The 22,397-nt window shown below is 64.0% G+C and carries 23 protein-coding genes; 11 read left to right on the top strand and 12 right to left on the bottom strand.

Features of this window, described 5'->3' with window-relative positions; translation table 11 throughout:
- Positions 1–31: 31 nt before the first annotated feature.
- Positions 32–1,093: a fatty acid desaturase family protein gene (locus tag SA496_RS23225; protein ID WP_153918078.1), complete on the bottom strand. Its 1,062-nt coding sequence runs from the start codon at positions 1,091–1,093 to the stop codon at positions 32–34.
- An 8-nt stretch (positions 1,094–1,101) separates the two neighbouring features.
- Entirely contained in the window at positions 1,102–2,205 is a 1,104-nt protein-coding gene (locus SA496_RS23230) for a ferredoxin reductase (RefSeq protein WP_153918080.1), read from the bottom strand.
- A gap of 140 nt (positions 2,206–2,345) precedes the next feature.
- On the opposite strand from SA496_RS23230, the gene SA496_RS23235 reads away from it, so the two are divergent.
- From SA496_RS23235 to SA496_RS23260, 6 genes are all read left to right on the top strand, one after another.
- The gene (locus SA496_RS23235) at positions 2,346–2,981 is read left to right on the top strand and encodes a TetR family transcriptional regulator (protein WP_120654284.1); all 636 of its coding nucleotides are present in this window, start codon (positions 2,346–2,348) and stop codon (positions 2,979–2,981) included.
- A gap of 170 nt (positions 2,982–3,151) precedes the next feature.
- Positions 3,152–3,652, top strand: coding sequence for an urease accessory protein UreE (gene ureE, locus SA496_RS23240; RefSeq protein ID WP_153918082.1), 501 nt, complete (start codon positions 3,152–3,154; stop codon positions 3,650–3,652).
- The gene (locus tag SA496_RS23245; protein ID WP_120654282.1) at positions 3,649–4,323 is read left to right on the top strand and encodes an urease accessory protein UreF; all 675 of its coding nucleotides are present in this window, start codon (positions 3,649–3,651) and stop codon (positions 4,321–4,323) included. Before ureE ends, SA496_RS23245 begins: the two co-directional genes overlap by 4 nt.
- A 14-nt stretch (positions 4,324–4,337) precedes the next feature.
- Positions 4,338–4,949 (top strand): urease accessory protein UreG, encoded by a 612-nt coding sequence (gene ureG / locus SA496_RS23250; RefSeq protein ID WP_120654281.1) that lies wholly within the window; start codon positions 4,338–4,340, stop codon positions 4,947–4,949.
- 27 nt (positions 4,950–4,976) lie between these two features.
- Positions 4,977–5,549 carry a HupE/UreJ family protein gene (locus tag SA496_RS23255; RefSeq protein WP_120654280.1) on the top strand — a complete coding sequence of 191 codons (573 nt, stop codon included), beginning with the start codon at positions 4,977–4,979 and terminating at the stop codon, positions 5,547–5,549.
- A 216-nt stretch (positions 5,550–5,765) separates the two neighbouring features.
- A complete protein-coding gene (locus SA496_RS23260; protein ID WP_120654279.1) occupies positions 5,766–6,677 on the top strand; it encodes a glycerophosphodiester phosphodiesterase in 912 nt (303 codons plus the stop codon).
- Here SA496_RS23260 and SA496_RS23265 read toward each other — a convergent pair.
- A complete protein-coding gene (locus tag SA496_RS23265) occupies positions 6,658–7,422 on the bottom strand; it encodes an SDR family oxidoreductase (protein ID WP_120655339.1) in 765 nt (254 codons plus the stop codon). The two genes, SA496_RS23260 and SA496_RS23265, sit on opposite strands and share 20 nt — an antisense overlap.
- Positions 7,423–7,989: 567 nt before the next feature.
- Between SA496_RS23265 and SA496_RS23270 the strand changes: the two genes are divergently transcribed.
- Positions 7,990–8,313, top strand: coding sequence for a putative quinol monooxygenase (locus tag SA496_RS23270; protein WP_120654278.1), 324 nt, complete (start codon positions 7,990–7,992; stop codon positions 8,311–8,313).
- A gap of 99 nt (positions 8,314–8,412) precedes the next feature.
- On the opposite strand, the gene SA496_RS23275 is transcribed toward SA496_RS23270, so the two are convergent.
- The 8 genes from SA496_RS23275 to amaB form a co-directional block, all read right to left on the bottom strand.
- The gene (locus SA496_RS23275; protein WP_330114540.1) at positions 8,413–9,345 is read right to left on the bottom strand and encodes an ornithine cyclodeaminase family protein; all 933 of its coding nucleotides are present in this window, start codon (positions 9,343–9,345) and stop codon (positions 8,413–8,415) included.
- 103 nt (positions 9,346–9,448) lie between these two features.
- Complete coding sequence (locus SA496_RS23280; RefSeq protein ID WP_120654276.1) at positions 9,449–10,165, bottom strand: ABC transporter ATP-binding protein; 717 nt, start codon at positions 10,163–10,165, stop codon at positions 9,449–9,451.
- The gene (locus SA496_RS23285; protein ID WP_120654275.1) at positions 10,162–11,037 is read right to left on the bottom strand and encodes an ABC transporter ATP-binding protein; all 876 of its coding nucleotides are present in this window, start codon (positions 11,035–11,037) and stop codon (positions 10,162–10,164) included. The genes SA496_RS23280 and SA496_RS23285 overlap by 4 nt, the downstream gene beginning before the upstream one ends.
- Positions 11,034–12,320 carry a high-affinity branched-chain amino acid ABC transporter permease LivM gene (gene livM / locus SA496_RS23290; protein WP_120654274.1) on the bottom strand — a complete coding sequence of 429 codons (1,287 nt, stop codon included), beginning with the start codon at positions 12,318–12,320 and terminating at the stop codon, positions 11,034–11,036. The genes SA496_RS23285 and livM overlap by 4 nt, the downstream gene beginning before the upstream one ends.
- A gap of 2 nt (positions 12,321–12,322) precedes the next feature.
- Positions 12,323–13,237, bottom strand: a complete 915-nt coding sequence (locus SA496_RS23295) for an ABC transporter permease subunit (RefSeq protein ID WP_120654273.1) — start codon at positions 13,235–13,237, stop codon at positions 12,323–12,325.
- A 226-nt stretch (positions 13,238–13,463) separates the two neighbouring features.
- Positions 13,464–14,585, bottom strand: a complete 1,122-nt coding sequence (locus SA496_RS23300) for a branched-chain amino acid ABC transporter substrate-binding protein (RefSeq protein WP_120654272.1) — start codon at positions 14,583–14,585, stop codon at positions 13,464–13,466.
- A 518-nt stretch (positions 14,586–15,103) separates the two neighbouring features.
- Positions 15,104–16,387 carry an L-pipecolate oxidase gene (gene amaA, locus SA496_RS23305; RefSeq protein WP_120654271.1) on the bottom strand — a complete coding sequence of 428 codons (1,284 nt, stop codon included), beginning with the start codon at positions 16,385–16,387 and terminating at the stop codon, positions 15,104–15,106.
- A gap of 12 nt (positions 16,388–16,399) precedes the next feature.
- On the bottom strand, positions 16,400–17,890 hold the full coding sequence (amaB, locus tag SA496_RS23310; protein ID WP_330114542.1) for an L-piperidine-6-carboxylate dehydrogenase: 1,491 nt from the start codon (positions 17,888–17,890) through the stop codon (positions 16,400–16,402).
- Between the two features lie 207 nt (positions 17,891–18,097).
- On the opposite strand from amaB, the gene SA496_RS23315 reads away from it, so the two are divergent.
- Positions 18,098–18,991: a LysR family transcriptional regulator gene (locus SA496_RS23315; protein ID WP_120654269.1), complete on the top strand. Its 894-nt coding sequence runs from the start codon at positions 18,098–18,100 to the stop codon at positions 18,989–18,991.
- 196 nt (positions 18,992–19,187) lie between these two features.
- Positions 19,188–20,207: a DUF1338 domain-containing protein gene (locus tag SA496_RS23320; RefSeq protein WP_330114543.1), complete on the top strand. Its 1,020-nt coding sequence runs from the start codon at positions 19,188–19,190 to the stop codon at positions 20,205–20,207.
- Positions 20,208–20,307: 100 nt separating this feature from the next.
- Here SA496_RS23320 and azu read toward each other — a convergent pair whose 3' ends face one another.
- Positions 20,308–20,757: an azurin gene (gene azu, locus SA496_RS23325; protein ID WP_330114544.1), complete on the bottom strand. Its 450-nt coding sequence runs from the start codon at positions 20,755–20,757 to the stop codon at positions 20,308–20,310.
- A gap of 123 nt (positions 20,758–20,880) precedes the next feature.
- Between azu and SA496_RS23330 the strand changes: the two genes are divergently transcribed.
- A complete protein-coding gene (locus SA496_RS23330) occupies positions 20,881–21,504 on the top strand; it encodes a LysE family transporter (RefSeq protein WP_120654266.1) in 624 nt (207 codons plus the stop codon).
- A 251-nt stretch (positions 21,505–21,755) separates the two neighbouring features.
- A complete protein-coding gene (locus tag SA496_RS23335) occupies positions 21,756–22,343 on the top strand; it encodes a TIGR00730 family Rossman fold protein (RefSeq protein WP_120654265.1) in 588 nt (195 codons plus the stop codon).
- The last annotated feature ends 54 nt before the right edge of the window (positions 22,344–22,397 follow it).

Raw genomic sequence — 22,397 nt, forward strand, 5'->3', positions numbered from 1 at the left:
CCAACCCACAAGCACGTGTTCACTTGCGAACTCAGGCCAACCGGTACTTCCAGATGCGCTTCATCACGCTGCCGAACTGCACCGACAAACGACCGCTGTTGTAATCCTGCCCATATCGCCGGGCGATCTCCCGCACCTGCTTGGCCATCTCGGAATAACGCCGCGCCGGCAGGTCGGGGAACAGATGGTGTTCGATCTGGTGACTGAGGTTGCCGGTGAGGATATGGAACAACGGGCCACCTTCCAGATTGCTGGAGCCGCGCAGTTGGCGCAGGTACCAGTGACCACGACTTTCCCCTTCCAGCACGTCGGCGGGGAAGACCGCCGCGCGCTCAGTGAAGTGGCCGCAGAAGATCACGGTAAAAGTCCACAGGTTGCGGATCAGGTTGGCCAGTAGACTCCCCACGAGCACCGCCGTCACGCTCCCTCCCACCAGCAACGCCAGGAGCGGAAAAGCCAGGTAATCCTTCACCGATTGGCGCAGTACCTTGGCATTGAACTGACGCAGTAGCGGGCGCAATTCATCGGCGCTCATACGGCCCTTGACGTACTGATCCAGGCGCAGGTGCTGCACGGCTACCGAGTACTGGAACAGCACAGCCTGCAACGCCACCCACAATGGTTGCCAGCGGTAGAAGGGCTTCCAGCGCTGCTCGGGAAACAGCCGCACCACGCCATAGCCCACGTCATCATCCATGCCGAGCACGTTGGTGTAGCTGTGGTGGATGTGATTATGGGTATGTCGCCAGAAGTCGGAAGGCCCGGCGATATCCCATTCATAGCGGGTGCCGCGCAGCTCCGGGTCGTTCATCCAGTCGTACTGGCCATGCATGACGTTATGACCCAGCTCCATGTTTTCGAGGATCTTGCCCAGCCCGAGCAGGGCCACGCCCAGCAGCCAGCTGGGTGGGAACCAACCGAGCAGCAGCAAGACGCGCCCGCTCCAGCAGCAGAAACGCACAGCCGCACGGATGCGGCGAATGTAGCGGGCATCGGCTTCGCCCAGGTCGTCCAGGGTGCGCTGGCGCAAGTCGTCCAGCTCAACGCCGAAGGCATCCAGCTCGGCAGGGGTAAGTTCGCGGTCGCTTCGCATCACAAGTCCTAGAGTTCCAATTCCACATCGCCCACCGGCGCGCTGACGCAGAGGCGGATCGGCAGACCCGGCCCGGCTGTCACAGCGCCGGTGCGCAGGTCTCGCACGCTGCCGGCCAGCAGCTGGCAGGTGCATCCCGCGCAGATGCCCTGGCGGCAGCCATGGGGCGGGCGCAAACCGTGGGATTCGGCCTGTTCCAGCAGATTGACGGCGCTGCTGCCGGGCAACTCCCGATGCGACCGGGCAAAACGCAGGCGCACTGCTGTGCCAATCCCGACCGCGGGCGCCGGAGGCGTGAAGGCCTCCAGTTGCAGGCTGCCGTCGCGGGGCAATGCCTGCCACCAGTCACGAACGCCCGCCACGAAACCATGCGGCCCGCAAGCCAGCAGGCTGTGGGCCGGCCACCCGGCCAGATGATCCGCCCGGAAGCGCCCCATCAGCTCATCGGCCAAGGGTGCCTCGCCGCTGATAGCCCAGCGCACCTGAAGGTTGGGATGGCGCCGCATCAGTGCCTGCAGTTCTTCGCTGAAGGCGCGCTGACTGCGCCGACGCACGTAGTGCAACAGTGTCACCGGCGCACTGAAGCCACGGGCCAGCGCCTGGCGCAGCAGGCCGAGCAAGGGGGTGATGCCCGAGCCGGCGGCCAGTAGCAATACGGAAGCCGCGTCGCTCGGCCAAGCCAGTTCACCCTGGGCCGGTTCCAGCTCCAGCACGTGGCCCACCTCCAGCCGATCCAGCAACCCGTTGGAAAGGCGTCCACCCGGTTGGCGTTTCACCGCCAGTTCGATGCGTCCGTCCACCTCCGCCGCCAGCAGGCTATAGCTGCGTCCATGACGGACGCCATCCAGCTCCTGGTAAAGCCGCACATGCTGGCCGGGTCGCCAGCCGTGCGCATTGCCATTGGTGCGCAGGCCGAGAGCGAGCATGTCGTCGGCCACCCAGCGACGGGACTCGACGCGGGCGAACACCCGGTTCAGTCGCAGGACCGGATGAGCGCGGCGCAGCAGGCAATCCAGTTCGGACTCCTGCAACCACCCTCCGGCGACCAGCGCACGCAGAGGCCAGAGCGCAGGGCCGAAACGGCGCGCCAGGGATAGGGACAAAAGGGGCATGGACAGACTCTAGTGAACAGTTGTGCACTAGGCTGCATGAAGAGACGAATTACAGTCAACACGTGTTCACTGAAGCGGGTTCGACGCCCCCAAAGCGCTTTTGCTAGAGTGCGCCGCACATTCGCCAACGGCCGCGCCCCATGACTCAACGCTCGGAACAGAAGCAGCAGACCCGCCACGCCCTGATGGACGCCGCGCGCCTCCTGATGGACAGCGGACGCGGCTTCGGCGGCCTGAGCCTGCGGGAAGTGGCGCGCAACGCCGGCATCGTGCCCACCGGCTTCTATCGCCATTTCAACGATATGGACGAACTCGGCCTGGCCCTGGTCGAGGAAGTCGGCGAGACCTTTCGCGCAACGATCCGCATGGTGCGCCAGAACGAGTTCGAGCTGGGCGGCATCATCGAAGCCTCGGTGCGCATCTTCCTGGATGCAGTTGCCGCCAATCGCGGCCAGTTTCTCTTCCTCGCCCGCGAGCAATACGGCGGCTCGCATGCCGTACGCCAGGCCATCGGCGCACTGCGCCAACGCATCACCGATGATCTGGCTGCGGACCTCAAGTTGATTAACCGCATGCCGCACCTGGATGACGACTGCCTGGACCTGGTAGCCGACCTGGTGGTGAAAACGGTATTCGCCACCCTTCCGGAACTGATCGACCCGCCGGCGGACAATCTGCCGCCGCACCTCCTGCCTGCCGCCAAGATCACCCAGCAGCTGCGCTTCATCATGATCGGTGGCAAACACTGGCTCGGCCCCGGCAAGCCAAAAAGCTGACCGTTCCGCCAATACCGCCGCACCACCTGGGTGCAGCTCGCACCATCACGGACCATCATCACGCCCCACAGGCAGGCACGGCTTCGCCAAAGCCCCTGTGAGCGGGCGCCCGGCCATCTTGGCAAGGGCCTTGCTCTGCACCCGGCATTGCACACTGCCGGATTCACCCGATGCTGGTCATCCACGAACGAATAGAAGCCCAATCGAGCTGGGACGAAGAGCTGTTGCTGACCTATGAAGGGCGCAGCAAGAGCCGTCTGCGCTGCTTCACGGTGAAGGGCGAAGACGTCGGCCTGTTCCTCGAACGCGGCCAGCCGCCCCTGCGCGACGGCGATTGCCTGCGCAGCCAGGACGGCCGAGTGGTGCGCATCAGCGCCCGCCCCGAAGCCCTGCTCCATGTCACCTGCGTCAGCGCCTTCGAATTGACCCGCGCTGCCTACCACCTTGGCAACCGCCACGTCGCCCTGCAGATCGGCGATGGCTGGCTGCGCCTGCTGGACGATTACGTGCTGAAGGCGATGCTCGAACAACTGGGCGCCACGGTGGAAAACATCGAAGCGGGCTTCCAGCCCGAGCACGGCGCCTATGGCGGTGGCCATCACCATTCTCATCAGCTCGAAGCCGATTTCAGCTACGCACCACGCCTGCATCAGTTCGGTGTGCGCAAGTGAACAACGCCTGGCAATTGCTCCGCCTCGCCAGTCCGCAGCTGCCCATTGGCGGCTACAGCTATTCCCAGGGGCTAGAGCTGGCCGTGGACTCGGGCCAGGTGCATGACCCGGATAGCGCCGCGCGCTGGATCAGGGATCAGCTGCTACTCAACCTTGCGCGCTTCGAGGCGCCCTTGTTGCTGGCCCACTGCGATGCAGCAGCACGCGAAGACTGGATCGAGCTGAAGCGCCTCGCCGAGCGTCATCGCGCCAGCCGCGAAACCCGCGAACTGCAGTTGGAAAGCCGGCAAATGGGTTATTCCCTGCAGCAACTCCTGCATGACCTCCCCGAGCAGGACGACGCCGCGCGCCATCTGCTCGGCGAGCTGGAAGAACCCGGCCTGGCCGTGGCCTGGGCCCTGGCCGCCCGCGCCTGGTCCATCGCGCCGCCGGACGCCCTGGCCGCCTGGCTCTGGGGCTGGCTGGAAAACCAGCTGGCGGTGCTGATGAAGACCCTGCCGCTGGGCCAGCAGGCCGCCCAGCGCCTGACCTCCGCCCTGCTGCCCTGCCTGGAGCAGGCGCAGCGCGAAGCCAGTGAAATCCCCCCGACCCGCTGGGGCAGCGCCGCCTTCGGCCTGTCCTTGGCGAGCATGGCGCATGAGCGTCAATACAGCCGTCTGTTCCGTTCCTAGGAGATGCACAGCATATGAACAGCCAACCCTTGCGCGTCGGTATCGGCGGCCCGGTAGGTTCCGGCAAGACCGCCCTGACCCTGGCCCTCTGCCGTGCGCTGCGCGAGCGCTACAACCTCGCGGTGGTGACCAACGACATCTACACCCAGGAAGACGCCCAGTTCCTGGTGCGCAACGAGGCCCTGGCGCCGGAGCGCATCATTGGCGTCGAGACCGGAGGCTGCCCGCACACCGCGATCCGCGAAGACGCCTCGATCAACCTCGAAGCCGTGGAGCAGCTCAATCGCCGCTTCCCCGGTCTGGACCTGATCCTGGTGGAGTCCGGCGGCGACAACCTTTCCGCCACCTTCAGCCCGGAACTCTCCGACCTGACCATCTACGTGATCGACGTTTCCGCCGGCGACAAGCTGCCACGCAAGGGCGGCCCCGGTATCTGCAAGTCCGACCTGCTGGTGATCAACAAGGTGGATCTGGCGCCCATGGTCGGCGCGTCCCTGGAAGTGATGGACCGCGACGCCCGCAAGATGCGCGGCGAGCGGCCATTCGTGTTCAGCAATCAGAAGGTCGGCCAGGGTCTCGACGAGATCATCGCCTTCATCGAGAAGCAGGGCCTGCTGGCCGCCTGAACCTAAACATGAGAAAGGAGCCTCACCATGAACCTGCGCAAGACGCTCTTCGCCATCGCCCTGTTTCTCACACCGGCCATGGCCTTCGCCCATGCTGGCCATGACCACGCCGGCATGATGTCGGGCATCGCCCACCCGATTTCCGGCCTCGATCACCTGCTGGCCATGCTCGCCGTCGGTCTCTGGGCCGCACAGCAACAGGGCCCCGCTCGTTGGGCACTGCCGCTCACTTTCGTCGGCACCATGCTGCTGGGGGGCCTGCTGGGCTTCGCCGGTGTGGAAATGCCGCTGATGGAAACCGGTATCGCCGGCTCGGTGCTCGCCCTCGGCCTTTTGGTCGCCTTGGCGGTGCGCCCGCCGCTGTGGCTGGCCGTGGGTCTGACTGTGGCGTTCGCCCTGGCCCACGGTGTCGCCCACGGCCTCGAACTGCCGGACCTGTCCAGCCCATGGGGCTACGCCGCCGGTTTCGTCGCCGCCACTGCCGCCCTGCATGCCGCCGGCTACGGCCTGGTTCGCGCTTTGCCGCGTACCGCCGCACCACTGGTGCGCATCGCAGGTGGTGTTTCGGCCAGTGCCGGCGTGTGGTTGCTGGCGAGCTGAGTCCAAGGACACCCCATCCGGGGTTTTCGCGAATGAATTCGCTCCCACAAGGGCGTGTGCGGCTTCTTCTGTGGGAGCGAATTCATTCGCGATAGATATTGCAACGAGTTCCTTGTCCCAACCCGCACACCTCCCCCTCGCCTCACCGTCACGTCTTTGTCATAGTCCCCGCGTTTGATTCGGCACGCCCGTCCACGTCTTACGGATAAGAACAACATGAAGCGCTTCGCCCGATTCTTTCTCGCCCCCCTGTTCCTTGTCGTTGTCGCCTTGCTGGCGCTGGCCCTGACCAGCCGCCCGGCGGAACGCCCTGCCGTGCTCGCAGGTCTGGGCGACCACCCGCTGGTTATTGCCCATCGCGGCGGTCGCGGCCTCTGGCCGGAGAACACCCTGTTCGCCTTCGAGCGGGCCGCCGCCCTCAAGGTGGACATGCTCGAAATGGATGTCCGTCGCACCCGCGACGGCGAGCTGGTGGTACTGCATGACCCGCGGGTGGACCGCACCACCAACGGCGACGGCCAGGTGGCCGACCTCGCCCTGACGGACGTGCAGGCCCTGGACGCCGGCTACCGCTGGAGTGCCGACGGTGGCGAGAGCTACCCGTACCGTGGCCAGGGCATTCGCATCCCCACCTTCGCCGAGGTGCTGGAGCGTTTTCCGGAGCAACCCAAGGTCGTTGAGATCAAGGTGCCGGATGTGGGCATGGAGGAGCAGTTGTGCGCGTTGCTGGACAAGCACCAGCAGCGCCAGCGAGTGCTGGTGGGGAGTTTCTACGAACGCAGCCTCAAGCGCTTCCGCGAAGTCTGTCCCGGCGTCGCCACGTCGGCCGGCCCCACTTCCGTGCGCCTGTTGGTGGCATTGAACTGGATCGGCCTGGGCAGCCTGGTCAGCCCCTCCTACCAGGCCTTGCAGATCCCCGAGCGCAGCGGCGGCCTGCAAGTGGCCAGCGACAGCCTCATGCGGACCGCCCTGCAGCGCGGCCTGGCAGTCCAGATGTGGACCATCAACGAGCAACCGGCCATGCGCCACCTGCTGGACATGGGAGCGAATGGCCTGATCACCGACTACCCGGATCGCGCCCTGCAGCTGCTGGGGCGCTCGACACGTATCACTTCGCTGAACGATTGACCGCGAAGCCCGCCCAGGTCTGGCTCACTGGCATGAGCTCCAGGCTGTTGATGTTCACGTGGGCCGGCTGGTTCATGATCCAGAAAATGGTTTCGGCGATGTCTTCCGGCTGGATGGCTTCGGCGCCGGCGTATGTGGCGTCGTACTTGGCCTGGTCTCCGCCGAAGCGCACCAGGGAAAACTCGCTCTCGCACAGGCCCGGCTCGATGTTGGTGACACGCACGCCGGTGCCCACGAGGTCGTTGCGCAGGTTCAACGAGAACTGGCCGACGAACGCCTTGGTGGCTCCGTACACGTGGCTGCCAGGATAGGGCCAGTTGCCGGCCACCGAACCCAGGTTGACGATGCTCGCACCACGGCCATGGGCGATCAGGTGCGGCAGCAGCAGACGGGTGCTGTACATCAGGCCCTTGATGTTGGTATCGACCATGACGTCCCAGTCATCCAGGTCGCATTTGGGCGCGGGGTCGGCGCCCAGGGCCAGGCCGGCGTTGTTGATCAGGCCACGGATCTTTTCGTACTTCGCCGGCAGGCCTGCAATGGCCGCTTCCATGGCCTTGCGATCGCGCACATCCAGCTCCAGCGTGTGCACATCGGTCAGGGCCGAAAGCTCATCCTTGAGCGCCTGCAGGCGTGCGGCGCGGCGGCCGGTCAGCACCAGCGACCAGCCGGCCTGGGCGAATCGCCGGGCGCAGGCTTCGCCAAATCCCGAGGTGGCGCCGGTGATGAAAAGGGTGGAAGTCATGCTGTTCTCCTTGCTCTGGGGCACGGGCCCGTTGCGATAGACCGGCATAGGTTACGACATCCACAGGGACGAGCTGATGGCGAAAAAACCAGCACCTCCATGCAACCCTCGCCAGCACTGGGCCGCAGCCTTTACTCCCAAGCTTATCCACAGCTTTCCACACAGCTGCCGGGGACAACTCGATGGTCGGGGGTGCTGTAGCGAAGGAAGTGCGTAAGCCACTGTTTACCCGGCACTTAGCCAAACTGATCAGTTTATGAGCAGCGCTTTTGGGGCTGCGGACTGTGGGGCGTGGAAGCAATTGCTCCCAAGTTATCCACAGAACGCTGCACAGAGATTGTGATCAACTCCGTCGTGAGGGCGATTCCATACGCCAAGCAGGCCAAGAGGCTGCCCTTGAAGGTCAATGGGGACAGCTGCGCCGCCCTTGGCGAATGAATTCGTCCCCTACAGGAAAACTCGCCGCGCTTCCCATTGGTTGTGGATATCTCCACTTCGGACAAGCGGGTCTGGCTCTCTCTTCCATCGGCCTAGACTTGCCTGCCTCACCCACAGAGGAGTCGAGACATGGTCAAAGTCGCCTTACTGGTACGCCTGGAAGCCAAACCGGGCAAAGTCGCCGAAGTGGAGGACTTCCTCCGTGGCGGCCTGCGACTGGTGCAGGAAGAGCCCGATACCACGGCCTGGTTCGCCCTGCGCATGGGGTCGACGACCTTCGGCATCTTCGATGCCTTCACCAACGATCTGGGGCTGCAGGCCCACATCACCGGAAAAGTCGCGGAAGCCCTGATGAGTCGAGCCGACGAACTGTTCAGCGAGCCGCCGACGATCGAACGAGTGGAAGTGCTGGCGGCGAAGCTGCCCGCTGTCGTGGAAGGGGATGAACTCTGAACAGCCGTGGGAGCGAGTTCATTCGCGAAAGCAGGCCGCAGGGCTGCCGAGAAAGACCACTGCACGCCCCGTCGCGAATGAATTCGCTCCTACAACGGCTTATTGCACCGCCTGCAACAACACCTGCGCCGCAATCAAGTCTTCCAGGGCGTAGCCCACGGACTTGAACAGGGTGATTTCGCTGTTGGTCTGGCGATGGCCACGGCCATGCAGCAGGTCGGCGAGTTCGAAGTGGATGGCCTGCTCCGTGATGGCACCGTCAGCGATGGCGAACAGCAGGTCGCCGGCTTCTTCCAGGGCTCCGGCACGGGTGTCGACGACGATACGCGAGCGGGCCACGGCGGCACTGTCGGTTTCCCGCATGGTCGGCAGGAAGGCGCCCACAAGGTCCAGATGGGTGCCTGGCCGCAGCCAGTCCCCGAGGATCAGCGGAGAAGTGGAAGTGGTGACGCAACTGATGCAGTCAGCCTGCTGGGCGCAGGTCTGCAGGTCGGGCGCGACATGCACCGGATAACCTTCGTCGGCGAGGGTACGTACCAGTTCGGCAGCCTTGTCCGGATGGCGGCCCCAAATATCCACACGCTCGTACTGTCGCACCACGCAGTGGGCCCGCACCATGTGCGCGGCCAGGGTGCCGGTGCCCACCACCAGCAGTCGGCTGGCGTCATGTCGGACCAGCGCGCTGGCGGCCAGCGCCGAGGTACAGGCGGTGCGTCGGGCGGTCAGTTCGGAGGCTTCCAGCACCGCCAGCGGCCGCCCTGTGGTGTCGTCGAACAGCGTGAAGAGTGCGGCGACCGAGGGCAGCCCCTTTTCGCCGTTGTGGGGATACACGGTCACCAGCTTCACGCCGACGCCGTGCCCTTTCTGCCAGACCGGCATGCAAAGCAACGTTGCGTCTTGTGGCAGCGCGTGGCAGGCGCGCACCGGGGCTTCGGCCGGGTTGGCCAAGCCATGGCGCAAGGCTTCGATCAGTTGTGGGTAATCCAGCGCCGCAGCGACATCGGCGTTGGTGAAGAAGCGCAGGGTTTGCATCTTGGACTCCCTGGTAGAGCGGGGGTGAACAGACATCCCTCTCCCCCGACCCCTCTCCCTGAAGGGAGAGGGGAGACGCTCGGAGAAAGGTGTAGACGGTGTGTCAATGCCCGCCGAGATAGGCGTTGCGGACGTCCTGGTTGCCCAGTAGCTCCTCGCCCGTGCCGCTCATGCGGATTTCCCCGGTGACCATCACATAGGCGCGGTCGGAAAGCTTGAGCGCATGGTTGGCGTTCTGCTCGACGAGGAAGATGGTCATGCCGGTCTGAGCCAGCTCCCGCAGGGTCTGGAAGATCTGCTTGACCACGATGGGCGCAAGGCCCAGGGACGGTTCGTCGAGCAACAGCAGCTTGGGCCGGCTCATCAGCGCACGGGCGATGGCGAGCATCTGCTGTTCGCCGCCGGACATGGTCATGGCGCGCTGGTTGCGCCGCTCCTTGAGACGCGGGAAGAGGTCGAACATGCGTTGCATGTCTTCGTCCGCATGGTCCGTGCCGACGGGAATGGTGCCCATCAGCAGGTTCTCTTCCACGCTCATGTCGGGAAACACCCGGCGCCCTTCCGGCGACTGAGCGACGCCGTTGGAGGCAACGAAGTGCGCCGACCTGTGGGTGATGTCCGTGCCCCGGTAGACGATGGCGCCATTGGCTGCGCGCGGCTGGCCGAAGATCGACATCAGCAACGTGGATTTTCCCGCGCCGTTGGCGCCGATCAGGCTCACCGTCTCACCTTCATTGATGTGCAGGCTGACCTTTCTCAGGGCCTGGATGGGCCCGTAGAACACATCGACATCCTTGAATTCCAGGAGGGGTGCACTCATGCCACTTCCTCCTCTTCGGCGCCAAGGTACGCGGCGATCACCTTGGGATCGTGGCGGATGTCGTGGGGGTTGCCTTCGGCAATCACTTCGCCGTGGTCCAGCACCACGATGTGGTCGGAAATGCTCATCACCATGCCCATGTCGTGTTCGATCAGCAGAACGGTCTGGTCGTGCTCGTCGCGCAGCTTGCGGATGATCCGGCTGAGCGCTTCGGTCTCGGCCGGATTGAGCCCGGCGGCGGGCTCGTCGAGGCAGATCAGTTGCGGTCGGGTGCACATGGCGCGGGCGATTTCCAGGCGGCGCTGCTGGCCGTAGGAAAGCTCGCCGGCCAGGCGGTTGGCGCAGTCCACCAGGTCCACCACTTCCAGCCAGTAGAATGCATGGTCAAGGGCGTTCTCTTCGGACTTACGGAAGCCCGGTGTATTGAACACGCCCGCCAGCAGGCTGCGGTTCACCCACATGTGCTGGGCCACCAGAAGGTTCTCCACCACCGACATTTCACGGAACAGACGGATGTTCTGGAAGGTGCGCGCAAGCCCTGCGCGGTTCACCAGATGGGTACCGCCGAACATCTTGTAGTGCAGGCGGCTGGCGAACTGCGCCGGATTGACGAAATCGGTGGGCTGGAAGGGTTCGCCCAGTACCTTGATCACGTCGGTGCTGGCGCTCCGGGTGTTGAGCTGGATGCGTCCGCCGGTGGCCTTGTAGAAACCGGTCAGGCAGTTGAATACGGTGGTCTTGCCGGCGCCGTTGGGGCCGATCAGCGCGGAGATCGAGCCGCGCTTGATCTTCAGGCTGACATCATTGAGCGCCTTGATGCCGCCGAAGTGCATCATCAGGTGCTCGACGCTGAGGATGTTTTCGTCGCTCATGGGGCTACTCCTTTACGCGGGGTGAAACCGGCACGGCTGATACGGATCAGCCCGCGCGGCCGCCAGATCATCATCACCACCATGAGCACGCCGAAGAGCAGCACACGGTAGTCGGCGAAACTACGTAGCAGCTCCGGCGCGACAGTGAGGACGAACGCAGCGATTACCACGCCAACGGTGGAGCCCATGCCCCCAAGCACGACGATGGCAAGAATCAGCGCCGACTCGAAGAAGGTGAAGGACGACGGGTTCACGAAGCCCTGGTAGCTGGCGAAGAACACGCCGGCCAGGCCTGCAGTGGAGGCGCCCAGCATGAAGGCCGAGAGCTTCACCAGCACGTGGTTCAGGCCCATGGCGCGGCAGGCGATTTCATCTTCGCGCAGCGCCTCCCAGGCACGACCGACCGGCATGCGGGTCAGCCGGTGCTTGATATAGAGCACCAGCATCACCACCAGGAAGAGCACCACGTAGATGAACAGGAACTTCAGGTTGGGGTTGTAGGTGAAACCGAAGAACTCGTGGATCGGCACCCCGCCATCCTTCGCCCGGCGGCCGAATTCCAGGCCGAAGAGGGTCGGCGACGGGACCGACATGCCGTTCGGGCCACCGGTGAAGCTCAGCCAGTTGTTGAGGATCAGGCGGATGATCTCACCGAAGCCCAGGGTCACGATGGCCAGGTAGTCACCGTGCATGCGCAACACCGGGAAGCCCAGCAACGCGCCGGCCAGCGCTGCGGCAACGGCGGACAATGGCAAGGCGGACCAGAAGCCCAGCCCCAGGTGCTCGTAGCCCAGCGCCAGGCCATAGGCACCGATGGCGTAGAAGGCCACGTAGCCGAGGTCGAGCAGGCCGGCGAGGCCGACCACGATGTTCAGGCCCAGGCCCAGCAACACGTAGATCAGGCCGAGGATCACCACGGTGAGCAGGTACTTGCTGGCGAAGAACGGGAAGATCACCGCGGCGACGATCAGCAACGGGATGATCCAGCGCAACCGGCTCTTGTAGTCGGGCTCACGCACGTGCACGCCGGAGCCGGTGGTCTCGAAGCGCTGCATCAGCACTTCGCCGCGCGGGGTCTGCAGGTAGAGGCTGAGGAAGAAACGACCGAGCATCACCACGGCCATCATCACGCCAACCCGATTGAACTCCAGGTTGAAGCTGTAGCCGTCGAGTACCACACCCATGATGGGGCCGAAGACGATAAGGGCGAGCAGACCGGCGATAACGGCGTCGATCAGGCTCTTCTTGAAATCCAGGGGTTTCCTGGCAATGGCAGAAGTCATGATTACACCTTGGCGACGTGCGGGCGGCCCAGCAGGCCCTGGGGACGGAAGATCAGGATCAGTACCAGCAGGGAGAAGCTGAACACGTCCTTGTAGTCGGTGTTGACCATGCCGGAGAACTGCGCCTCGGCGATGCCCAGGATGATCCCGCCAAGCATGGCGCCGGGCAGCGAGCCGATGCCGCCGAGCACCGCGGCGGTGAACGCCTTGATGCCGATGATGAAGCCGGCATAGAAGTCGAAGGTGCCGTAGTTCATGGTGATCAGCACGCCGGCCAGGGCCGCCATGGCAGCACCGATGACGAACACGTAGGAGATCACCCGGTCGGTATTGATACCGAGGATCGACGCCATCTTGCGGTCCTGCTGGGTGGCGCGGCACATGCGGCCGAGCTTGGTGCGCTGGATGATGTAGGTCAGCACCGCCATGCCGAGGAAGGCCGCCACCAGGATGAACACCTTGGTGTAGGTGAGCTGCACGAAGCCATCACCGATATGGAACTTCAGCGCGCCGTCGAGCAGGGTGGGCACGCCTTGCTGGCGGGCGCCCTGGCTGAGCTGCACGTAGTTCTGCAGGATCAGCGACATGCCGATGGCGGAGATCAGGGGCGCCAGGCGGGTAGAGTTGCGCAGCGGCTTGTAGGCGATGCGTTCGATCACGAAACCGTACACGCCGGTCACCGCAATGGTGAACAGCAAGGTGCCAAGGATCAGCAGCGGGAAGGATTCGAGTCCGAAGAAGGCCAGGATGGCCAGGGTGATCGCGGCGATGTAGGCGGAGATCATGTAAACCTCGCCGTGGGCGAAGTTGATCATGCCGATGATGCCGTAAACCATGGTGTAACCGATGGCGATCAGACCGTAGACCGACCCGAGGGTCAGCCCGTTGATCAGCTGTTGCAGGATAATACCGTCCATCACTCTGTCTCGTCTTTTGGGGGTCCGGCCTTGGGTTCGGCCAGCTCCCGCGAGTGGAATCAGACGGGCACCACTGAATTACCGGATCGGGAGTTCGGGACTCCCGGCTCGAGCAGAATAGGACTTCAGCAGTTTCCCGGAATGCACCGACCGGCCAGGCGCGGGTAGCGCCTGGCCGGTCAGCCGAGCTAACGGTTCGCGCTCCTTGCGGAGTGCGAGCCGCCTATCACTGCTGGGAGTACTTCCCTTTGTCATCCCACTCGTAGATCACGTAGTCGGAGACTTTCAGGTCGCCCTTGGAGTCCCACTCCTTCTTGCCCATCACCGTCTGCACCGGATGGCCCTTCAGCCATTCGGAAGCCTTGGCCGGGTCGTTGGAACCGGCGCCATTGAAGCCGGCAGCCAGGGCTTGCAGGGTCGCATAGGCATACAGGGTGTAGCCTTCCGGCTCGAAGCCGCCGGCGCGGAACTTCTCGATCACCGCCTTGCCGTCCGCGATCTTGCGGGGGTCGGCGCCGAAGGTCATCAGCACACCCTTGGTGTATTGCGGGCCGCCGGCGGTGGTGACCAGTTCGTCGGTCACGATGCCGTCGCCGGAGAGGAACTTGGCGGTCAGGCCCTGCTCACGCATCTGGCGAACCAGCGGGCCGGCTTCCGGGTGCAGACCGCCGAAGTAGACGACCTCGGCGCCGGAGGCGCGAATCTTGGTGACCAGGGCGTTGAAGTCTTTCTCACCGCGGGTCAGGCCTTCGTACAGGACTTCCTTCACGCCGCGCTTGGCCAGCTGTGCCTTGGTGGCGTCGGCCAGGCCCTGACCGTAGGTGTCCTTGTCGTGGATGATCGCGACCTTGGTGGCCTTCAGCACGTCGACGATGTAGTCGCCGGCCACGATGCCTTGCTGATCGTCACGACCGCACATGCGGAACATGCCGGACAGGCCGCGCTCGGTCACTGCCGGGTTGGTGGAGCCCGGTGTCATGGCGAGGATGCCGGCTTCGTCGTAGACCTCGGAAGCAGGAATGGTGGAGGAGGAGCAGAAGTGACCGACAACGGCGATGGCCTTGTCCTGGTCGACGAGACGGTTGGCAACGGCCACGGCCTGTTTCGGCTCGCAGGCGTCGTCGGCTTTCACCAGTTTGATCTTCTCGCCGTTGATACCACCGGCGGCGTTGAGATCTTCGGCGGCCTGGGAAGCACCGCGCCAGTATTGTTCCCCAAACGAGGCGTTCGCGCCGGTGTGCGGCCCGGCTACGCCAATGACTACATCAGCCTGTACAACGGAAGAAATGCCCAGCGCGGTGGTAACCGCCAGAGCCAGAAAGCCTTTTCTGAAAATCTTCTGCGACATGGAGTTTTGCTCCTGAGGTTTTTAGGGTTAGCGCTCGTGTTCAGCAAGTGGCGTGCCATTAATTCTTGTAGTTGCTCCGCGCCCTGAAAGGCTGTTCCCACCTCCTCGATTTATTATTTTTATTCTTTTAAATCAATGACTTCCAAATCTAACCGATTAATTTCCGGACGTGTCTGGAAGCTGCACGGCATCAGTGTGCCAGCAGATTCGCTAACAATAGACTCGCGGTACTTATTTGCACATCACTGGTGCGCGAATTTTCCCACTCCGCACTGTTACCGTTCCCCCAATCCTGCAAGAAAATTCCCATCGCCCGAAAGCAGTGCAGGCATTTTTTTTGCGATCTGCATCACGAGCCCAGCGAACCCAATGCACATCGCTCACTTCGACGAAGCGCTGAATGACGGCTTTTCGCAGGGTGGATATCGCTTCTTCATTGCCACCATCCGATGCCAGCCCTGACGCACCATGGTGGACCGGTGAAGCGCGGTCCACCCTACTCCATCCCGCCCTTCCTATCAGATCACCACACGCAGGCACTGCCCCGCGTGGTAGAGCGAAAAACCTGCTTCGTAGAGCGAACTGCGCAACCCTACCGCCGCTACCGCCCGCATGGGCTGGAAGGGCATCGGCAGGACCGTTTCGTCACCACTGAGCAGATAGTCGGCGAACGCCTTGCCTACCACGCTGCCGGTGGTCACTCCACGACCGTTGTAGCCGGTGAAGGCCAGCAGTCCCGGCGCCGGCTCGTAGAGGCGCATGAGATGGTCGGGAGTGAAGTCGATACAACCGGTCCAGGTGAACTCCCAGTCCACCTTGCCCAGATACGGGAAGTAGTGGCGCTGGATGCGATCGGCCCAGGCGCGCAGGAACCAGTCCGGCTTGCGCGAGCCATTACCCAGGCTGCCGAGCAGCAGGCGTCCGGCGGCATCGCGGCGGATGCTGCTGAGCACCTGCCGGGTATCCCACGAACCCTGGCCGCCCGGCAGGATGCGCGCGGCGGCCTCACCCGAGAGCGGCGTGGAAGCCACCTGGTAGTAATAACCGGGGAAGAAGTGGCGGCGCAGTTCGGTCCACTCGCCTTCGGTGTAGGCATTGGAAGCGATCACAACCTGCGGGGCGATGGCCACGCCGTGCTCGCTGATCACACACCAGTCGGCGCCCTGGCGCTCCAGGCGCAAAACCTTCGAATGCTCGAAGAGCTGGCCGCCGAGGTATTTCACCGCACGGGCCAGGCCACGGGTGTACCCCATCGGATTGAGGGTCCCGGCGCGGCGATCGAGCAGCGCGGCGGCAATCCTGTCTGTGCCGGTGGCGTCGCGGCAGGCGTTGCCGGTCAGCAGTTCAACCGGCGCGCCACGGCGCTGCCATTGCTCGCAACGGCTGGCGAGATCGGCCTGGCCACGAGCGTTGTGGGCCATATGCAGAGTGCCCTCGCGGCGCAACTGGCAGTCGATGCCATAGCGGTCCACCAGGGAGAAAACCAGTGACGGTGCGGCGCCCAGGGTGCGATTGAGGCGCTCGCCAACCGTGCGACCGAGGCCGGCCTCGATCTCATCCGGCGGAATCCACATGCCGGCGTTGACCAGCCCGACGTTGCGCCCGGAGCCGCCGTGGCCAGCGGTATGGGCTTCCAGCAGGCAGACACGCTTACCCGCTTCCAGCAGGTGCAAGGCTGCGGAGAGGCCGGTGAAGCCGGCCCCTATCACACAGACATCGACCTTGACCTCGCCGTGCAAGACCGGGCTTTCCGGCAGTTGTGGCGTCAGATATTCCCAGAGGCATTCCTGGCGCAGGGTCATGGAGTGCAATCCTTAGTCGAAGGTGATGCCCTGGGCCAGCGGCAGCTCGTGAGAGTAGTTCACGGTGTTGGTCTGGCGGCGCATGTAGGCCTTCCAGGCGTCCGAGCCGGACTCGCGGCCACCTCCGGTTTCCTTCTCGCCACCAAAGGCACCGCCGATCTCCGCGCCACTCGGGCCGATGTTGACGTTGGCGATGCCACAGTCGCTGCCCACCGCCGACTGGAACAGCTCGGCTTCACGCACATCGGTGGTGAACGCACAGGACGACAGGCCCTGGGGCACGGCGTTGTTGAGGGCGATGGCGTCTTCGAAATCGCTGTAGCCGACCACGTAGAGAATCGGGGCGAATGTCTCGTGGCAGACCACGGCACTCTGGCCGGGCATTTCAACGATGGCCGGTGATACGTAATAGGCGTTGGGGTAACGATCGGCCAGCTGGCGCTCGCCACCGAACACCGTGCCGCCTTCGGCGCGAGCCAGCTCCAGCGCACGCTGCATGCCCTCGAAGCTCTGCTTGTCGATCAGCGGACCGACCAGGTTGCCCTCCAGCGGATGGCCGATGCGCACCTTGGAATAGGCAGCCTTCAGGCGCTCGACGATCTCGGCCTTCACTGATTCATGGGCGATCAGGCGGCGCAGGGTGGTGCAGCGCTGGCCGGCAGTGCCAACGGCGCTGAAGAGAATGGCGCGTACCGCCAGGTCGAGATCGGCGCTAGGGGCAAGGATCATGGCGTTATTACCGCCCAGCTCCAGCACGCTGCGGGCGAAGCGCGCCGCAACTCGAGGAGCGACTTCTCGGCCCATGCGGGTGCTGCCGGTGGCGCTGACCAGCGCCACGCGCGGGTCATCCACCAGGGCTTCGCCGGCTTCGCGAGCGCCGATCACCACCTGACTGAGGTTGGCCGGAGCGTCACTGAAATTCTTCGCCACGCGCTCGAACAGCGCCTGGCAGGCCAGCGCGGTGAGCGGAGTCTTCTCCGAAGGTTTCCACACCACCGGGTTGCCGCATACCAGCGCCAGCGCGGTGTTCCACGACCAGACGGCAACCGGGAAGTTGAACGCGCTGATGACACCGACCACACCCAGCGGATGCCAGGTTTCACGCATGTGGTGGCCGGGGCGCTCGGAGGCGATGGTCAGCCCGTATAGCTGGCGCGACAGGCCGACGGCGAAGTCGCAGATGTCGATCATTTCCTGCACCTCGCCCAGACCTTCCTGGGTGATCTTGCCGGCTTCCCAGGAAACCAGTTCCCCCAGCTCGGCCTTGTACTGGCGCAGCACTTCACCGTACTGGCGGATCAGCTCGCCGCGACGCGGCGCCGGCACCTTGCGCCAGGCGTGGAAGGCTTCGGCTGCACGAGCGATCTTCGCTTCGACTTCCGCGCGGCTTTCAAGGCGCACGGTACCGATGCGGCTACCGTCGATGGGCGAATGAACGGCGTGATCGCCTTGTTGGTAGAGGGATGAATCGACACCGAGGCGGTCAAGCAGTGCGGCAACCATGGGAACTCCTGTTTCGGCAAGTAATGGCGCGATCGCTGTAGGAGCCAGCGTGCTGGCGAAGGCTTCGCGAGCGAGCTCGCTCCTACCGGTTCAGCGCTGAATCGGAATGGCACCAGTAATAGCCGCGAAAAGGGCTTGCCAACAAACGACCTTTCCGACACATATCATTCCGTTTACTCATGTACCGGCCCGCCCCGAGAAAACCCGATGCTCAAACGCCACATGCCCTCGATCACCGCCCTGCAATGCTTCGAAGCGGTGGCCCGTCACCTCAGTTTCACCCGCGCCTCAGAGGAGCTGAACCTGACCCAGAGTGCGGTGAGCAAGCAGGTGGCGCAGCTGGAAGAACTGCTCCAGCACCTCCTGTTCCGCCGCGTACGCCGGCGCCTGCAGCTGACCCCGGCGGGCTCGCTGTACCTGACCGAAGTGCGCAAGATTCTCGCCCAGGTGGAGATGTCCACCCACTACATGCTGTCCTACGGCGGCGATACCGAAGTGCTGCGGGTCGCCACCCCGCCCACCTTCGGTGCGCGCTGGCTGATTCCGCGACTCAAGGGCTGGCGGCTGCGACACCCGAATGTGCACCTGGACCTGCGCAATGAACTGGAACCCAATGCCCTGGTCCAGGGGCGTTGCGACGTGGCCTTCTACTTCGGCCATGGCGCGCTGCCTGGCGCCGAGTGCATCCGCCTGTTCAGCGAGGAAGTGGTACCGGTCTGCGCCCCCGGCGCGATGCCGAAGCAGCCTTTCACCGAGCCGACTCAGCTCACCGAACTGGTGCTGCTGCAGAACGCGACCCGCCCGGAAGCCTGGCATGAATGGTTCCAGAGCCAGGACCGGCACACCGAACACAGCTACCACGGGCCACGCTTCGACACGTCCTATATGTGCATCCGCGCCGCCCAGGCCGGCTGCGGCGTAGCCCTGCTGCCGCGATTCCTGGTGGAGGAAGAGTTGCAGGAAGGCAAGCTGGTGATCCCCTGGAATCACCCCATGCCCAGCCGCAATGCCTACTACCTGGCTTACGCCGAGCACGCAGCGGAAGTGCCGAAGGTAAAGGGTTTCGTGCGCTGGATGCTGGAGCAGATGGATCAGGAGTAACGAGCGCTGGCTTGTCAGGAAATTTGCGAACTTCTCTTCCGTAGGGGCGAATTCATTCGCCCCTACATTGAATGCACGTACCACAGCGCGACGCATTCAGGAAAAAACGGAATGAACCCGCCGGATTTTTTCGTTTGCCCCACCGCCGCCGGGCTGCTTGGATAGGCTCACCTTTTCTCCATCCCGGAATCGTTCCATGTCCACCAACCAACGCCTTTTTGCCCTGGTCGCCAGCGTGATCGGCGAGCCCGCCGCCCGCTGGGTCGAAGCCCATGTGGAAATCCCCACGAGCCTGTCTGCCTTTCCATTCAGTAACGCCGCCGTGCACCGCGCCTGGCTGGCCGAGGCACTGAATCTCTGCCTGTTCCACAAGCTGGTGGAGGCGGTGCCCATTGGTCGTACTTATGTGGAAGAGCAAAAAGCCAAAGGCCGCCAGGTGGTGTTCGATCACGGTGCCATCCGCACCGTCGACTGGCCGGATAACGGCGCCCTGCCCCGTGGCCGCCTGGCCTTCGCCCGGTTGCTGGAGCCCCTGGGGTTCGCCGATGTGCGCACCTATCCGCTGACCCGACTGAAGATGACCGGTTATGCCTACCGGCAGATGGACCTTCCCGAGGACATCGCCCAGTTCTTCGTCTCAGAACTCCATCCGGGCCGCTTCGGCGAGAGCTTCCAGCTGGCGGTGAGCCGCGTGGTGGGCGACAGCCGCGACCCGCTGGACGCCAGCCACAAGGCCATCCTCGACACCCTCTGGCGCCAGCGCCAATGCAGCGAGGCCGAGGCTCGGCACCTGCTACCCGCGCTCTATCGCGCCTTTAACCGTCAGCACGGTGTGGTGCAAGAAAGCGACTACCAGTTGCTGCGCGACGAAAGCGTGGAAATGGCCTGGATCGCCACTGAGGGCAACATGTTCAATCACCTCACCGACCGGGTCGCCAACCTGCAGTCGGTGGTCGATGAGCAAAATGCCAAGGGCCGGCCGATGAAGGCCAGTATCGAAGTCTCGGCGTCCGGCCGGGTGATGCAAACCGCCTACCGCGCCGTGCAGGTGCAGCGCGACTTCATCGACGCCAACGGCCGGACCGTGCAGCGGGAGGTGCCGGGTTCATTCGTGGAATTCATCCAGCGCGAGCTCGATCCGGAAGAGGCCCGACTGGACCTTAACTTCGACAGCGGCAATGCCCAGGGCATCTTCAAGATGACCGCAGGCCAGTAGGGGCGAATTCATTCGCCCCTACAGAGATGTACGCCCGCGCTCGCTCCAGAAACAAAAAAAGGCCGCTACACGGAGCGGCCTTTTTTGCGTTCACCTGAGGTCAGTCGACCAGGGCCAGGGTACCCTTCATCATCGACACGTGCCCCGGGAACGAGCAGAAGAACTCGTAGCCCTCACCGGCAGCCAGCTTGGACACGTCGAAGGTCACACTGGCGCTCTCGCCACCGCCGATCATCTTGGTGTGGGCGATGATGCGGGGGTCGTCGGCCTTGATGTAGTCCTTGTCGAGGCCGGCGGTCATGCCTTCGGTGGCAATGGCCTGGGCATCGGTGGTCTTGCTCAGCACCCAGTTGTGGCCCATTACGTTCTTGGCCAGCTTGCCCGAGTGCTTCAGGTTCACGGTGAAGGTTTTGCAACTTTTGCTGACCTTGATCTCTTTGGTATCGAAAGTCATCTGGTCAGTGCCTTGCACATCCACGGTACATTCAGCAGCCAGCAGAGGTGCACTGGCCAGGGCCAGCACGGATGCAACGACGAGCTTGCGAATCATGGGAGTCTCCTTGGCAGAAAGGGCAGAAATGCCCAAGAAGGGAGACTGCACCATTTATCCACGAGTTCCCATATCGTGCGGCAACAGGCCGCAACCCGTCTGAAACAAGGAATTTCAAGACTCATGTTGTCCTTCTTCATCGCTGCGATGCTTCTCGGATTCGTCTTCAACGCAGCACCCGGCGCGGTGTTCAGCGAAACCCTGCGCCGCGGCCTGCGCGACGGTTACAAGCCCGCGCTGATGGTGCAGATCGGCTCGCTGGTGGGCGATGCCACCTGGGCCGCGCTGGGCCTTACCGGCCTCGCCCTGTTGCTGGACAGCGCCACCGTGCGCTACCCCCTGACCATCGCCAGTGCCCTGTATCTGGGTTGGCTCGGCTTGCAGTCGCTGCGTGACGCCCATCGCCCGCCGCAGCCCTCGACCGAAGAGCAAGGTGCCAGCGGCGGTGCTTTCGCCTCTGGCGCCGCCCTGTCGCTGACCAACCCGCAGAACATCGTCTACTGGGCCGCCATGGGCGGTGCCATGGCGGCAGTGGGCGTGGCCGAACCGACACCGACCCACCTTGCAGTGTTCTTCGGCGGTTTCATGCTGTCTTCGCTGCTCTGGTGCTTTATCTGCGCCGGCCTGGTGGACTGGTTCCGCCGTGCCGCTTCCACCCTCTGGCACCGCCTCACCTATCTCGCCTGTGGCCTTTGCCTGCTGGGCCTGTCGGGGATGACGGCGGCGGAGCTGCTGAAGCTGGCCTGATCTACCGGATTGATCGATGCAATCACAGGGTGGCCCGACCCGGTGCCGCCCTGGCATGGCGCCACTCGTCCAGAAGGAGATGCGCCACGAACGTCCCGCCAAGCCTGCTCGCCGCTTGTGTCGCCGGGGTATGCGGCGGCTGCGCCGACTGATTCCGGCGCCTACCGTTCGGAAGTTGACCACTCGTACAGCTTGGAGCCCAAGGACTAAATCGGTACTCTTGCGCGCTTTTTTCGCACGAGGAGTCCCCCATGTCCTTGCGTTCCATCTGCGTGTTCTGCGGTGCCAGCCCCGGCGCCAAGCCTATCTACCGTGAAACAGCCGCCCTCCTGGGTCACACCCTGGCCGAGCGGGGCATCACGCTGGTCTACGGCGGCGGCGCTGTCGGCCTGATGGGCACAGTGGCCGATGCTGCCCTGGCTGCCGGTGGGGAAGTCATCGGGGTGATTCCGCAGAGCCTGATGGACGCGGAGATCGGCCACAAGGGCCTGACCCGCCTGGAAGTGGTGGACGGCATGCACGCACGCAAGGCACGCATGGCCGAGCTGTCCGACGCATTCATCGCCCTGCCCGGCGGTCTGGGCACCCTGGAAGAGCTGTTCGAGATCTGGACCTGGGGCCAGCTGGGCTACCACAGCAAGCCATTGGGCCTGCTGGAAGTGAACAGCTTCTACGACAAGCTCACCGACTTCCTCGACCACCTGGTGGAAGAGCGCTTCGTCCGCGATCAGCACCGCGGCATGCTGCAGGTCGGCGGCCACCCGGAGACCCTGCTGGACCGCCTGGAAGCCTGGCGCCCAAGCAGCGCGCCCAAGTGGGTCGACCGCAAGCACCACTGACCCCGCGCCCGTCCTGGCCTTACACTGTCCGGGACGAACCCACGGCCAGGAGCG

Origin of the sequence: Pseudomonas sp. JS3066 (assembly GCF_036328175.1) — a bacterium.
GTDB lineage: Bacteria > Pseudomonadota > Gammaproteobacteria > Pseudomonadales > Pseudomonadaceae > Metapseudomonas.